This window comes from Staphylococcus chromogenes (assembly GCF_029024625.1).
Classification (GTDB): Bacteria; Bacillota; Bacilli; order Staphylococcales; family Staphylococcaceae; genus Staphylococcus; species Staphylococcus chromogenes.
Map to the genome: position 1 here is coordinate 311,032 of NZ_CP118953.1, position 12,489 is coordinate 323,520.

The 12,489-nt window shown below is 40.5% G+C and carries 12 protein-coding genes; 8 read left to right on the forward strand and 4 right to left on the reverse strand.

The features are described from left to right. Nucleotides 1–81 precede the first annotated feature (81 nt). Nucleotides 82–432 (reverse strand): zinc ribbon domain-containing protein YjdM, encoded by a 351-nt coding sequence (locus tag PYW36_RS01375; protein WP_037576054.1) that lies wholly within the window; start codon nt 430–432, stop codon nt 82–84. Between the two features lie 249 nt (nt 433–681). On the opposite strand from PYW36_RS01375, the gene PYW36_RS01380 reads away from it, so the two are divergent. The 5 genes from PYW36_RS01380 (at nt 682) to PYW36_RS01400 (ending at nt 6,624) form a co-directional block, all read left to right on the forward strand. Continuing rightward, nucleotides 682–2,061 carry an NAD-dependent succinate-semialdehyde dehydrogenase gene (locus tag PYW36_RS01380; protein WP_103159681.1) on the forward strand — a complete coding sequence of 460 codons (1,380 nt, stop codon included), beginning with the start codon at nt 682–684 and terminating at the stop codon, nt 2,059–2,061. Between the two features lie 27 nt (nt 2,062–2,088). Continuing rightward, nucleotides 2,089–2,385, forward strand: coding sequence for a hypothetical protein (locus PYW36_RS01385; protein WP_103159680.1), 297 nt, complete (start codon nt 2,089–2,091; stop codon nt 2,383–2,385). A 352-nt stretch (nt 2,386–2,737) separates the two neighbouring features. Continuing rightward, a complete protein-coding gene (locus PYW36_RS01390; protein ID WP_103159679.1) occupies nt 2,738–3,694 on the forward strand; it encodes an alpha/beta hydrolase in 957 nt (318 codons plus the stop codon). Between the two features lie 31 nt (nt 3,695–3,725). Then, nucleotides 3,726–4,484 (forward strand): MerR family transcriptional regulator, encoded by a 759-nt coding sequence (locus PYW36_RS01395; protein ID WP_051604997.1) that lies wholly within the window; start codon nt 3,726–3,728, stop codon nt 4,482–4,484. 166 nt (nt 4,485–4,650) lie between these two features. Beyond that, the gene (locus tag PYW36_RS01400; protein WP_103159678.1) at nt 4,651–6,624 is read left to right on the forward strand and encodes a fructose-specific PTS transporter subunit EIIC; all 1,974 of its coding nucleotides are present in this window, start codon (nt 4,651–4,653) and stop codon (nt 6,622–6,624) included. A 67-nt stretch (nt 6,625–6,691) separates the two neighbouring features. Here PYW36_RS01400 and PYW36_RS01405 read toward each other — a convergent pair whose 3' ends face one another. After that, nucleotides 6,692–8,023: a glucosaminidase domain-containing protein gene (locus PYW36_RS01405; RefSeq protein WP_229717301.1), complete on the reverse strand. Its 1,332-nt coding sequence runs from the start codon at nt 8,021–8,023 to the stop codon at nt 6,692–6,694. A 194-nt stretch (nt 8,024–8,217) separates the two neighbouring features. On the opposite strand from PYW36_RS01405, the gene PYW36_RS01410 reads away from it, so the two are divergent. Together PYW36_RS01410 and PYW36_RS01415 are read left to right on the forward strand one after the other, a co-directional pair. After that, complete coding sequence (locus tag PYW36_RS01410; RefSeq protein WP_103159677.1) at nt 8,218–9,966, forward strand: YhgE/Pip domain-containing protein; 1,749 nt, start codon at nt 8,218–8,220, stop codon at nt 9,964–9,966. Between the two features lie 52 nt (nt 9,967–10,018). Next, complete coding sequence (locus tag PYW36_RS01415; protein WP_103159676.1) at nt 10,019–10,366, forward strand: DUF2200 domain-containing protein; 348 nt, start codon at nt 10,019–10,021, stop codon at nt 10,364–10,366. Nucleotides 10,367–10,489: 123 nt separating this feature from the next. Here the strand turns inward: PYW36_RS01415 and PYW36_RS01420 are convergent, their stop codons facing one another. Both PYW36_RS01420 and PYW36_RS11350 read right to left on the reverse strand, forming a co-directional pair. Then, entirely contained in the window at nt 10,490–11,014 is a 525-nt protein-coding gene (locus PYW36_RS01420) for a hypothetical protein (protein ID WP_103159675.1), read from the reverse strand. A 210-nt stretch (nt 11,015–11,224) separates the two neighbouring features. After that, entirely contained in the window at nt 11,225–11,485 is a 261-nt protein-coding gene (locus PYW36_RS11350) for a YozE family protein (protein ID WP_084276063.1), read from the reverse strand. A 177-nt stretch (nt 11,486–11,662) separates the two neighbouring features. Between PYW36_RS11350 and PYW36_RS01425 the strand changes: the two genes are divergently transcribed. Further along, entirely contained in the window at nt 11,663–12,385 is a 723-nt protein-coding gene (locus PYW36_RS01425; protein ID WP_037576020.1) for an epoxyqueuosine reductase QueH, read from the forward strand. Nucleotides 12,386–12,489 lie beyond the last annotated feature (104 nt).

Here is a 12,489-nt window from a genome sequence, read left to right on the forward strand (position 1 = left end):
ATAACAGAAAGCCATCAAAATCTATCCCTAGATAAACTTTGATGGCTATTTCCTCATGCTTCGCTACAGCACAACTTTGTTTTAGTTGATTTTCTTGACTACTTCGGATTTTAAACCGATTTGACCGAAACCTGGAATTTTACAGTCGATGTCATGACCATCTTCAGGGTCAACAAGTTTAATATTCTTCACTTTTGTGCCTTGTTTAATCGTGCTTGAAGCTCCTTTTACTTTCAAGTCGCGAATCACTGCGACCGTGTCTCCATCTTTGAGTTCATTTCCATTGGCATCACGAATAATGGCAGCAGCGGCTTCCTCTGCGACAGATTCTGGTGTCCATTCATGTGCGCACATCGGGCAAACATAAAGTGCTCCATCTTCGTAAGTATATTCTGATCCGCAACTCGGGCAATTAGGTAATGCTGTTGTCATGTTTGTATCCTACTTTCTTAAATTTACTCGATTCATCTAGCATATTTTATCTTAAATGGGGCGGGCTGTCGATAACGACTTTGATGTTGAAGCCAACTTTTTGAGATGCATATTTATAAGAAGATACATCTATCGTGTTAAATAGATGTCCCAATTGGGAGAACATGATACGATAAAGATGTAATATTCTGAAAATTAGAAGTTGATGTAAGTCTTTATAAATAAAAATTATTGAAAGAAGGTCGTCATATGACTGAATTAAAAGTTTTAAATCCGTCTACTGAAGAAGTGGTCGAAACATTAGATTACACCTCAGAGGCCGACATCAATGCGCAAATTGATCGAGCTGAACAAGCGTTTCAATCTTGGCGCAAAGTGGACGCACATGAGCGTTCACGTTTATTATGGGCATGGTCTGCTTTAATTAAACAACATAAAGATGAATTAGCACGTCTCATTACATTAGAAGGGGGCAAACCTTTCAAAGAGGCACAAGGAGAAGTCGACTATGCGGTCTCATATGTAGATTGGTATGCCGAAGAGGCGAAGCGGACGTATGGCCGTACGATTCCGGCGAACACACCTGATAAAAAAATTATTATTGATAAATTTCCGATTGGGGTCGTCGGTGCGATTACGCCTTGGAATTTCCCAGCGGCGATGATTACACGTAAAATGGCACCGGCCTTAGCAGCGGGTTGTACGATTGTGTGTAAACCTGCTGTTCAAACGCCGCTCACGACAAAACGTCTCGTTGAACTTGCGCACGAAGCGGGTATTCCGAAAGACGTCATCAGTTATATTATCGCGAGTGGTAAAGATGCGGGACGCTTGTTTAATGAACACCCACAGATTAAAAAAGTGACGTTTACAGGTTCAACACCCGTCGGTAAAAAACTGATTGAACAAGCTGCCGCAACGGTTAAAAATGTTACGATGGAACTTGGCGGTTTGGCACCAATTATTGTGCATGAAGATGCGGATATTGAACTTGCTGTCGAACAAACGGTAGCGTCTAAATTTAGAAATGCGGGACAAACATGTATTTGCGCTAACCGTATCTATGTCCATGAAGCGATTGCGGAAAAATACGAGCAACTTTTAATTGAAAAAGTACATGCATTAAAAGTCGGTGATGGTTTTGATGAAGGCGTTACGGTTGGCCCATTAATCAATCAAGACGGTGTAGATAAAGTTCTCGATCACATTAAAGATGCGGTGGCACATGGCGGTCAGTTATCACGTACACTTGATGAAGTACAACTCGGAGGCAATTTCCTCAAACCTGTCGTCATTACACAAGCCAACCAAGAGATGAAATGTATGCATGAAGAAACATTTGGCCCGATTGCGCCAGTTATGCGTTATAGCGATTTGGAAGAAGCGATTAAGATGGCCAATGACACAGAGTTTGGACTCGCAGCTTATTTCTTTACAAATGATTATCGAACAGGCCTCCATTTGTTTAACAGTATCGACTACGGTGTGATTGGATGGAATGACGGCGCACCATCAGCTGCCCATGCCCCATTTGGCGGTATGAAAGAAAGTGGCTATGGACGTGAAGGTGCCATTGAAGGCATCGAACCGTACTTGGAAACGAAATATTTGTCTGTTAACCTTAAATAGAAGCACAATTTAAGGAGGGGGAAAGAGATGCCACAAATTATTGCATGGATTTTACTTCTTATAGGTATGGCGTATCTTACCATCGCCTTTGCTAAAAAGTCAGATAAAATGGTGTATAACATGGATGCGCGACTATTTCCCAAAAGTGTATTGAATAAAGCTTGGGGCTATTGGTATGGCTATACGATGACGCTTTTTGTAGCAATGATGGCGTTCGTTTGGACGATCAAATCAAATGGATTTTTGCCCATCGTGCTTGTTTTAGTCTTCGTCGCAATAAGTTTATATTGTTTAGCAAAATTAAACGGTTTAAAGAAATCATAGACCTGCCATAGTAACAACATTTAGTGAAGGATTCTTAGTTTGCGAGTGACAGTCGTCTATCTCAGAAAATGTCACACGTGAGTCGCAAACTTCGATAGGTTGAAGCTCCTAGATCTCCCTCTATTATTCAAAAAGAATGGAATTTATGGAGGACGTTGAGTGTCAGTGTCTCGGTAATGGGCGCTGGAGGATTACTCATCCGTTAATTGAATCAGTAATAACGGAAAGAGACCTCTTGGCTTTCGGACAATCCTCCGAAAGTGAAAGAGGTCTTTTTGAGATTCATTTCCGTAACGTCTTCTGTATTTGTGAGCTATAATAAAAGAGATGAGAAGAAGGAAATGATGTAATCATGAAAAAACAAACTGCGTCTAAAAAAGTAACAAAAGAATATTTATCAATCAATCAAAAGCGACAAGGTATCCTTATTGAAACAAGGAATACATCAAACCCTGTGTTGCTAATTATTCATGGGGGCCCTGGATTTCCGTTGTATCCTTTTATGAGTGCCCATCAAGTGGATTTGACGCACCATTATACGGTCGTTTATTGGGATCAACCGGGTACAGGTATGTCAGGCGTGCATACAGAAGAGACCATACAAGCACTCGTGGACGATGCGTATCAATTAATTCAACATTTACGCACTAAATTTAATCAATCGAAAGTCTATCTCATGTGCCATTCGTTTGGCACCATTGTGGGTACGCATTTGGCGCACCAACATCCGCAGTATATTGCGACCTATATTGGGATTGGCCAACTCGGGCATGTGCTAAAAAATGAGCATCGTATTTTAAATCAAATTAAAATGTTTGTCCGCCAAGAAGGCGATCATGGCGGACTACAATTGTTAGAAAAAGTCCATTTGGATTATGATTTTCATAAAAATAAATATTACCAATTGTTGAGAGAATGGTATACCGCAAGATACAAAGTAGGGTTTTCGAGTCGAGGCTATGGGTTGTTTAAAATGATTCAAGTCATTTTAAAAACGCCGCATTATTCATGGTTAGAGCGTTTGAATATTTTGCGGAGTGGTCTAATGGGGGCACCACGCCTCTCTAAAGAAATGACACGTACGAATTTGCTCGATATTGCCCAGGAAATATGGGTACCAATGATTATTATGCAAGGGGTGCATGACCTACAAACGACATTAGAAGAGAGTCGCATATTTTTTGAAAAGATTGGTTCACGCTATAAACGTTACTATTACTTTCAAGATGCTGCACATGCGCCTTTTATAGATGAAACAGAGAAATTTTTATTTATTATGAAAGAAATTGTTGCCCCTCACGCAACGTGATACGTTACTTTTGAATTAGGGAGGTGACGACATGAAATATTATACGACCGGGGAACTCGCAAAATCATATGGGATCTCTACAAGGACGTTACAGTATTATGATGAAAAGCAAATTCTGAAACCCGCTACGCATAAGGACAGTCAATATCGCGCATATACAGAGGTAGAGGCGCAAAAGTTAAAAGCGATTTTGATTTTAAAAAAATTAGGATTTAAACTGAAGGACATCCGTAAAATAGTCGAAGAAACACAAGCCTTAAACACAGTCAAATTATTGCTCGATGACAATATCGCTCAGTTTGAAAAAGAGTTACATCAAAAAGAGGCACAATTAAAGGAGATGAAAGCCATGAATAAAATGATTCATCATGATAGTCACTCTCCTCTCACAACGTTGAACGATATTGATCGTATATTAAAATCGAACCGAGACGTTCCATTTTTAACTTACAAAACATTGGCCATCGCCTCAGTTACGACCGTAATGGAACTCTTTGCGCATTATCAAAGCGTGAAACGTAAAAAGATATGGCCCTCTGTCACAGGTGTGAGTGGAAGCCTTCTTGCTGCGGCCTATATTACTCAAAACTACTATCGTCACGTACGTTATATGTGTCCACAGTGTCACCATGTATTTCAACCCCCATTTAAAGAATGGTTATTTGCATCACATACACCGCGCACACGCAAATTGTGCTGTCCGAATTGTCACTTTGAAGGATACTGTGTCGAAGTGGCATGTGATGAAATCAGTGAAGAAAAAGAACGTGATACGTCAATAACGAAATAAACTACACAATTGATGAGATGAATATTTAAGAAGAGGAACTGAGATTTGAGAAAGGCTCAGTTTCTTTTTTACGCCTTTCTGTAAGCGCTTTTAATTTTTGTTGATTCCCTGGATAGGCTGCTATATGATATGAGTGTATTTAAATTCATAGATTGGAAGTGTTGGTATGAAGATTGTAGCCGTGACGTCTTGTCCCAATGGCATTGCACACACGTATATGGCGCAAGAAAAGCTAGAACAAGCCGCGCAAGAACTCGGCGTGGACATCAAAGTTGAAACGCAAGGTGGAGTAGGCGTTGAGCATCAACTTACTGCTCAAGATATTCAAGAAGCGGATGGCGTGATTATTGCCGCTGACCGTCAAGTCGATTTACAACGTTTTGATGGAAAGTTGTTAGTCAATGAAAATGTGCGTGCAGGCATTCATCATCCGAAAGCGTTGATTCAGCGCATTCAAAACAAAAAGGCCACAATTTATCATAGTACAAATTCTCAAGAGAAAGCAGCATCTCAAAATGAGGATATGCCACAAAAGCATCAAGGTCTCCAACAAGTGTACGTCCATTTAATGAACGGGGTCTCTTTTATGGTGCCCTTTATCGTTGTTGGTGGGTTGCTGATTGCAATCGCTTTGTCACTTGGGGGTCAAAAGACAGCCACAGAAGGCATAGTCATTCCCGATGATTCCTTTTGGAAACCTTTTGAAAAAATAGGGGCGTTAGCGTTTAGTTTTATGGTGCCGATTCTTGCCGGATATATTGCGATGAGTATTGCAGATAAACCTGGCCTCGTTCCAGGGATGATTGGTGGCGCAATTGCCGCAGATGGAAGTTTTTACGGTAGTGACGCAGGGGCTGGTTTTTTAGGAGGGATTGTCGCCGGATTTATCGCAGGGTATATTGCCAAATGGATTAAACAGGTGAAAGTTCCTAAAGCAATGGCACCGATTATGCCGATTATTATAATCCCGATTATCGCTTCTGTTATTGTAGGCTTGATTTTTATCTATTTAATCGGCGCACCGATTGCAGGAGTGTTTGCGGCGCTCACGGCTTGGCTGAAAGGTATGCAAGGCGCCAATATCATTATTTTAGCCATGATTATCGGAGCAATGATTGCGTTTGATATGGGTGGTCCAGTAAATAAAGTAGCATTTTTATTTGGCTCTGCACTCATCGCAGAGGGTAATTACAGCGTGATGGGTATGGTAGCTGTTGCGGTATGTACGCCACCGATTGGACTCGGGATTGCGACATTTATCAATCGCCGTAAATTTAATCGTAACGAAATTGAGATGGGGAAAGCATCCTTTACGATGGGACTTTTCGGGATTACAGAAGGCGCGATTCCTTTCGCGGCACAGGATCCTTTACGTATCATTCCAGCTAATATAATCGGTGCGATGGTGGCCGCCGTGATTGCCGCGTTAGGCGGCGTTGGTGACCGTGTGGCCCATGGGGGTCCTATTGTTGCCATCTTAGGTGGGATTGATAAAGTGATGATTTTCTTTATCGCAGTCATCATCGGTAGTTTAGTGACCGCGGGACTTGTGCTTGTCTTAAAACAACGTGCACCTCAAGTGGTAACAGCTGCAGAACCTACTTTGACGCAAGAAACGACGGATCACGACCAAGAAAAAGCGCAGGAAAATGAAACGGCCGAAGAAACATCTAGTGAGGAAACAAACACGACACATCTTGTGCATCCTGAAACGACAATGATTCATGAAGCACCTATGACACGGGACGAAGCTATTGATTATATGGTGGAAAACTTAGAGAAGCAGGGCTATGTCACAAATAAAACACAGTTAAAAGAAGCCCTCTATGCGAGAGAGGCAGAGTCCACGACGGCATTAGGGATGAAAATTGCGATGCCTCATGCGAAAACGTCAGGCGTTCAACAACCTGTTGTCTCTGTATTGAAAAATAATGCAGGCGTCACATGGAAAAGCTTAGATGGTACCGTCCCTGAAGTTATCTTTATGATTACAGTTCCAGAACAAAGTCACGATACGCATTTAAAAACATTACAACTGTTATCACGCCACTTGATGGACGATGCGAAACGAGAAGCCTTACTGAATAGCACTTCAGAAGCTGAATTGTATCAACACGTTGAAGATATGATGAAAGCCTAGAAACAACTAAAACAGCCTATCCTTCTTTTTAGGGATAGGCTGTTTCAGTTGGGTACACGTTGTTTCCTTATGACTTGGTTTGACCTGTGATAAAATCAAGTTGCTTGGCTGTTTTGGCATCGAGGGTACGATAAGAAATGACGCCAAGGCCTTTGACATTTGTTTCTGAAATGACGATAGAACCATCGTCATTCACTTTTTCAACGAAGGCCACATGTCCGTAATAACGATCTGCACCGAATTGGTTCGGTTCAAAAACGACGGCATTGTGGGGTTGAGGGGTGTTCGTCACTTGATAGCCTTTAGTTAAAGCATTATAAGTCCAGTCGCTCGCATTGCCCATGTCTTTAGCAATATTCACATGGTATTGTGCCATACGATGATAAACATACCATGTACATTGTCCTTGGGGATAGTTGGCATGGCCTCCAGCCGCTCTGAAACGTTGGAAATTAACATTTTTCAAAGCATCTGGCTTTTTAACAGAGCCTTCAGTTAGCGGGCTCGCAAGTTCAGGGTCATCATAACGTGAAAGATCATACGTCTCAATGAGATGAATCAGCTTTTGATCATAATCTGGATCTGTAGCGTAAGTTCCGACAAAAGCTGTTGCGGCTTGGCGATAATTTGAGCTTTGACTTTTCCAAGCGTCTTTATAAATGGTCGGATTGCCATCAATCCCATTTTTAATTAATGTGGCATAATCTTCGAGTGATTCTTTATGACTCGGATATTTACGAAAATCGGCATTCAGTTGATACATATTTTGCCCATCTGACTCTAGTGTTTGAAAGTTGACAGAGTCTCCTTGAAACTGTCCTTTCATCCCAAAAAGGTTGTAGTTTGGTGCGGTTGCTAAATCACTGCGTCCAGAATCAGACTCTAAAATCGCTTGGGCAATCATGATAGAAGCATAAAGCCCTTTGTTTTCAGCAATTTCATGCGCTAACGGTGCAATTTGGTTCACAAATTCGCGGGTCTCCGGATCTTCAACAACACTTAAGTGAGCATCGCCCTCTTTATCATCAGGTTGTGTTTCGAATAACGTCGTCTGACGTGTCGGTTGTGCTGACCTCTCAGATGATTGTTGGGATGCGTGCTTACGTGTCTGTGTTAAATCGTCTTTTGAAGGGATTTGTGGATTATTTTCAGATGTAGAAGCGGATGAAGCTTCTTTAGGTGTGTCTGTTTTTTCAGTGTCACCGTATTTTTTGTAAAATGCATCCATGCCTTCAGTCGCTTGTGTCTCTTTTGAAGGCGCGCGATCGGTGTTTGGTTTGTTATTGGATGTGTCATCAACCACATCATGACCCGTAGTGGCCAAGGCATCTACCGGGGTTAAAGAGGGGACGACAAGTGTAGTCGCAATGAGTGTTCGAACAACATATTTACTTTTCACTTAAGTGCTCCTTCCTTAATCCTAATACTTTGAAAATTTTGAAGCATAAAATTAGAATGTGAAGCCACTGATGTAACGGGATTCGTCGCCTCAAACAACGAATTTTTACGATTTTAAAATTTCAAATATATACATTTCAAATTTTACATGATTATAATAGATTAATAAAGACTTTTTCATTTAGAGGTGAAACTATGAAAAAACCCATCGAGGTATTTGGGATGGATTTAAAACAGTGGATGAAAAGCCCTGTCGCGTGGGTCGTCATGATCATACTCCTATTATTACCTGCGCTTTTTGTTTGGTATGATTTGACAGCGAATAAAGACCCTTTTCAAAATACTGAGCATATGAAAATTGGCATTGTGAATGAAGACCAAGGAACCAAAATTCAAAATAAAAAAGTTTACGTGGGGAAAGCGGTCGAACGGCAGTTAACGAGTCAGAAAAAATGGGAGTGGCACGTGCTCAACCGGCAAGCCGCTGATCATGCGTTGAAAAAAGAAAACTATGCGGCAGTTTTATACATACCTCAATCTTTTTCAAAAGATGTGACAGGCCTCATTCAAAATAAGCCGAAACAAACGACGGTGACTTATCGTGTCAATGAAAAAGTCAATGCCATGACACCTAAATTAACGGATGCCATGATGGGAGAGGCGATTAAACAAGCGGATGCTTCGTTTAATCAGACAGTCATGAAAGTGTTATTAGATGAAGCGAATCAACAAGGCCTCCAATTAGAAGATCAATTGCCTTCTTATCAAAAGATTCGTGATAGTATTGCGCTCGCCAATGAGGCGTTGCCTAAAATCGAACAGTTTAAGCAATCGGTTATCGCGCTAGATCAACAACAAGGGGAACTTGAGCAGAACATTGCACGCCTCCAACAAGTGGATCAATATAAAAATGAAGCGATGGTCGCAAATCAACAATTGAATCAAATCCATCAACAAAATGTGGCGACTTACGGTCCAATCTTAAGCGGACAAGCGTATGAGATCTCAGTAGCCACAGGTCAATTGAATCAGGCGTTAACGCCGCTATTTGACCAATATGAAAATGTTCGTAACAATCTACAAAACCAACAGCCTGGGGCGCGCCAAGCTTTAAGTTCACTCGCGCAATCGTTAGAAAGGGACATTCCCTCGGTTCAAGGGGATATTGCTAAAGCGAATCAACAGTTCGAGGATTTAGATAAAGATAATACACTTGAACATATTGTAAAACTCATGCGCATCGATTTGAAAAAACAAGCAGGGGTTGCCTCAAATCCTATTCATTTAGATCGTCAAAGTGTTTATGCACCGATGTCTTTTCAAAGTGGTTTGACCCCTTTTGCCATGTCAATTGCTATTTGGTTAGGGTTAATGTTCACGACGTTATGGATCCCTGTGCGCCACCCTTATGAACCAGAGCACATACTGACCAGCACAAGAACCCATTTTTTAGGGAGATTTGGGATATTTAGTTTGATAACGTTCCTTCAACTGATAGTGATGGTGGTCACGGTGTTGTTCATCTTAAAAGTGCCGATGCAACAACCGCTGCTTTTTGTGGCAGTGAGTAGTTATACCGCGCTCATTTATTTGATTATCATCTATTCTTTTGTAGCAGTCATGGGCAAATTAGGAAAACTACTCGTTTTTCTAGGCCTGATTTTTCAATTTGTCGGTACGGGCGGACTTTTTCCTTTAGCGACTGCGCCTCATTTTGTGCAAATGATACAACCTTATTTACCTTTTAATCACAGTTTGATGATATTTAGAGAGGCCATTGGCGGCATAGAGTACGAGGTGCTTGTCACTGAAACGGCATGGCTCGGGGGCTTTGGGCTCTGTGTCTTTTTACTCGGCATGTTGCTTTATCCTTTTAGCCAACGTCAACGCATTAAGCGATATGAAAAAGGAAAGGGCTCAAAGCTATTTGAGTCGTCACCTTGATATGATACATTGGGCATAACAAAGCTACATGAGTCTATGAGGAGGAACTGCGATGTCTCAAAAAATTTACAATATGAAAGTGAGTGGGGTTTATCCACATTACATTACAAAAGCTGAGAAAAAAGGGCGCACGAAAGAAGAAGTCGATGAAATCATGCGTTGGCATACGGGATATTCACAAACAGAACTCGAATCACAATTGAAGAAAGAAGTCTCATTTGAAACATTTTTTAATGAGGCGCCGCAACTTAATCCTGATCGAAAAAAAATGACAGGCGTGATTTGTGGCATTCGTGTAGAAGATATTGAAGATCCTATTGTGCAAGAAGTGCGCTATTTGGATAAAATGATTGACGAATTAGCCAAAGGGAAGGCGCTCAATAAAATATTCAGAGCTTAGTGCGCACAATACGACATTGCGCAATCACAACACCTAAAATTTAATAATAAAATCGCCCTCAAAGTTGATCTTTCTGTAAACTTTGAGGGCGATTTTTTATCATGCTGTTTTCCAAAAAAGTCGTTAGGATTGTGTTGAGTTTGTATTGTTTTTAGGTTGTGCCGGTTGTGTTGATGGTTTTTGTGCTGGCTGTGTAGAATTCGCAGGTTGTGTCGTTGGATTGGGTTGTTGTTTTGGTTGTTCTGCAGTCGCAGGAGAGGACGCGGGTTCTGTTGTTCTTGGAGGTGATGCCGGTTCAGCTGTCGAAGGACGTTCATTCTTCTTCTCCTCAGACTTTGGTTTTTGTTCTGTTGATGGTGTTTTCGGTTTGCTTGGTGCTTCTGTGGAACGTGGTGCAGGGGCTACGGGTTGTTGCCCAGTTTGCTGGTTTTCTTGTGTCGGTTGTTCGTAATATTGTTCTGAAGTTGCAGCTTCCTGAGTTGCTTCTTCAGTGGATTTTTTCTTTTGGGGTTTATCTTTTTTCTTTTGTTGCTCTTGTTGATCGGAACGCTCATCCGTTAGTGGGTTATGTGTAACGGCTTTTATTGAAACGGCGATGAGCGCAATCACTAGAAGCAATAAAACAATGATAGAAATGATTTTTTTCATTTTCTCGGGGGCCTCCTTGAACATGCCTAGTAAATAGTATTAGTATAGCGAATAATACCCGAAATGGTAAGACATTAATCGCGTTTGTTAATATAAAAAATTTAGACATATTAATCTATTTTTAAGTGTTGAAAAATGAGATTGTCTATACAAAAAGGAGCCTCATAACGAGACCCCAGTAAGTCATTCATTAGAATGAATGATACGATCCTATTTCAAGGATCCGAATTGCATATATAATGCAATCGCTCGCTTGAGGTCGGCATAATTCAAGTGATCATACCGCTGAGCATCACGAAAGCACGCTAAAATCTCATCAGACGTTGTTAGTCCTTTTGGGAACTCAGCGTGTGCATAAATATGCCGTGCCAAATCACCTAAGGGCGTATCATCATCTAAGAAATCTTGCATGTAATCATAAAAGCTCAAATAATTCACCTCATTTACGAGCCAACATATATTATACCACATTCATATCCAATTGAATCAAAAATGTGATATTGTCTCATTTTTCTGTGCATTTCAACAAAAGCGATTAAATGCGTTTTGAAATAATTTTTTCAGTAACTTTTATGAATAAGGCCTACATTATTGAAAGGAAATGTTAAAATAATATGTAATACGCATATAAAAGTGAGGGGATTAACTGTGATTGAAGCAAGTGAAATTTTAGATAAAATGAAAAACCAAAAAATCAATTACGATAAAGTGTTACGTAAAATGATTCAACATTGGGAGCGTGAAGGGGAACGTCCTCGTATTTTACTCCATAGCTGTTGTGCGCCTTGTAGTACTTATACGCTCGAGTTTTTAACGGAATATGCAGATATTGCCATTTATTTTGCGAATCCTAACATACATCCTAAAAATGAATACTTGCGTCGTGCAAAAGTTCAAGAACAATTTGTCGAAGATTTTAATCAACGCACAGGGGCAAATGTGAAATATATTGAAGCGCCGTACAAACCTCATGAATTTATGAAAATGGCGAAAGACAAAGGTCTGACTGATGCACCTGAAGGAGGTGCCAGATGTTCAGCGTGTTTTGAAATGCGTCTTGATATGGTCGCACAAGCGGCAGTCGAAATGGGCTATGACTACTTCGGAAGTGCGATTACGTTATCACCTAAGAAAAATGCGCAATTAATTAATGGCATTGGCCTTGAAGTACAACAATTATACGATGTCATGTATTTGCCAAGTGATTTCAAAAAAAATAAAGGTTATGAACGTTCGATTACGATGTGTCAAGAATACGACATCTTTCGTCAATGTTACTGTGGCTGTGTATTTGCTGCTCAGCAACAAGGTATTGATTTTAAAACCATCAATCAACAAGCCAAATTATTTTTAGAAAAAAGCCAATCTTGATGTTGAAGATTTTCCCTGTGTTATAAAAAGGGAATTTATTTGATTTTAATATTATTGTGATATAATATTCATTACGTATTTATTCCTTTCTTCGATTTAAAATG

Excerpts from the sequence above, each read along its gene's own strand:
- PYW36_RS01385 (WP_103159680.1), top strand. The coding sequence starts at position 2,089 with ATGCCACAAATTATTGCATGGATTTTACTTCTTATAGGTATGGCGTAT.
- PYW36_RS01410 (WP_103159677.1), top strand. The coding sequence starts at position 8,218 with ATGAAAAAACCCATCGAGGTATTTGGGATGGATTTAAAACAGTGGATG.
- PYW36_RS01400 (WP_103159678.1), top strand. The coding sequence starts at position 4,651 with ATGAAGATTGTAGCCGTGACGTCTTGTCCCAATGGCATTGCACACACG.
- PYW36_RS01415 (WP_103159676.1), top strand. The coding sequence starts at position 10,019 with ATGTCTCAAAAAATTTACAATATGAAAGTGAGTGGGGTTTATCCACAT.
- PYW36_RS01420 (WP_103159675.1), bottom strand. The coding sequence starts at position 11,014 with ATGAAAAAAATCATTTCTATCATTGTTTTATTGCTTCTAGTGATTGCG.
- PYW36_RS01395 (WP_051604997.1), top strand. The coding sequence starts at position 3,726 with ATGAAATATTATACGACCGGGGAACTCGCAAAATCATATGGGATCTCT.
- PYW36_RS01390 (WP_103159679.1), top strand. The coding sequence starts at position 2,738 with ATGAAAAAACAAACTGCGTCTAAAAAAGTAACAAAAGAATATTTATCA.
- PYW36_RS01380 (WP_103159681.1), top strand. The coding sequence starts at position 682 with ATGACTGAATTAAAAGTTTTAAATCCGTCTACTGAAGAAGTGGTCGAA.
- PYW36_RS11350 (WP_084276063.1), bottom strand. The coding sequence starts at position 11,485 with ATGTGGTATAATATATGTTGGCTCGTAAATGAGGTGAATTATTTGAGC.
- PYW36_RS01375 (WP_037576054.1), bottom strand. The coding sequence starts at position 432 with ATGACAACAGCATTACCTAATTGCCCGAGTTGCGGATCAGAATATACT.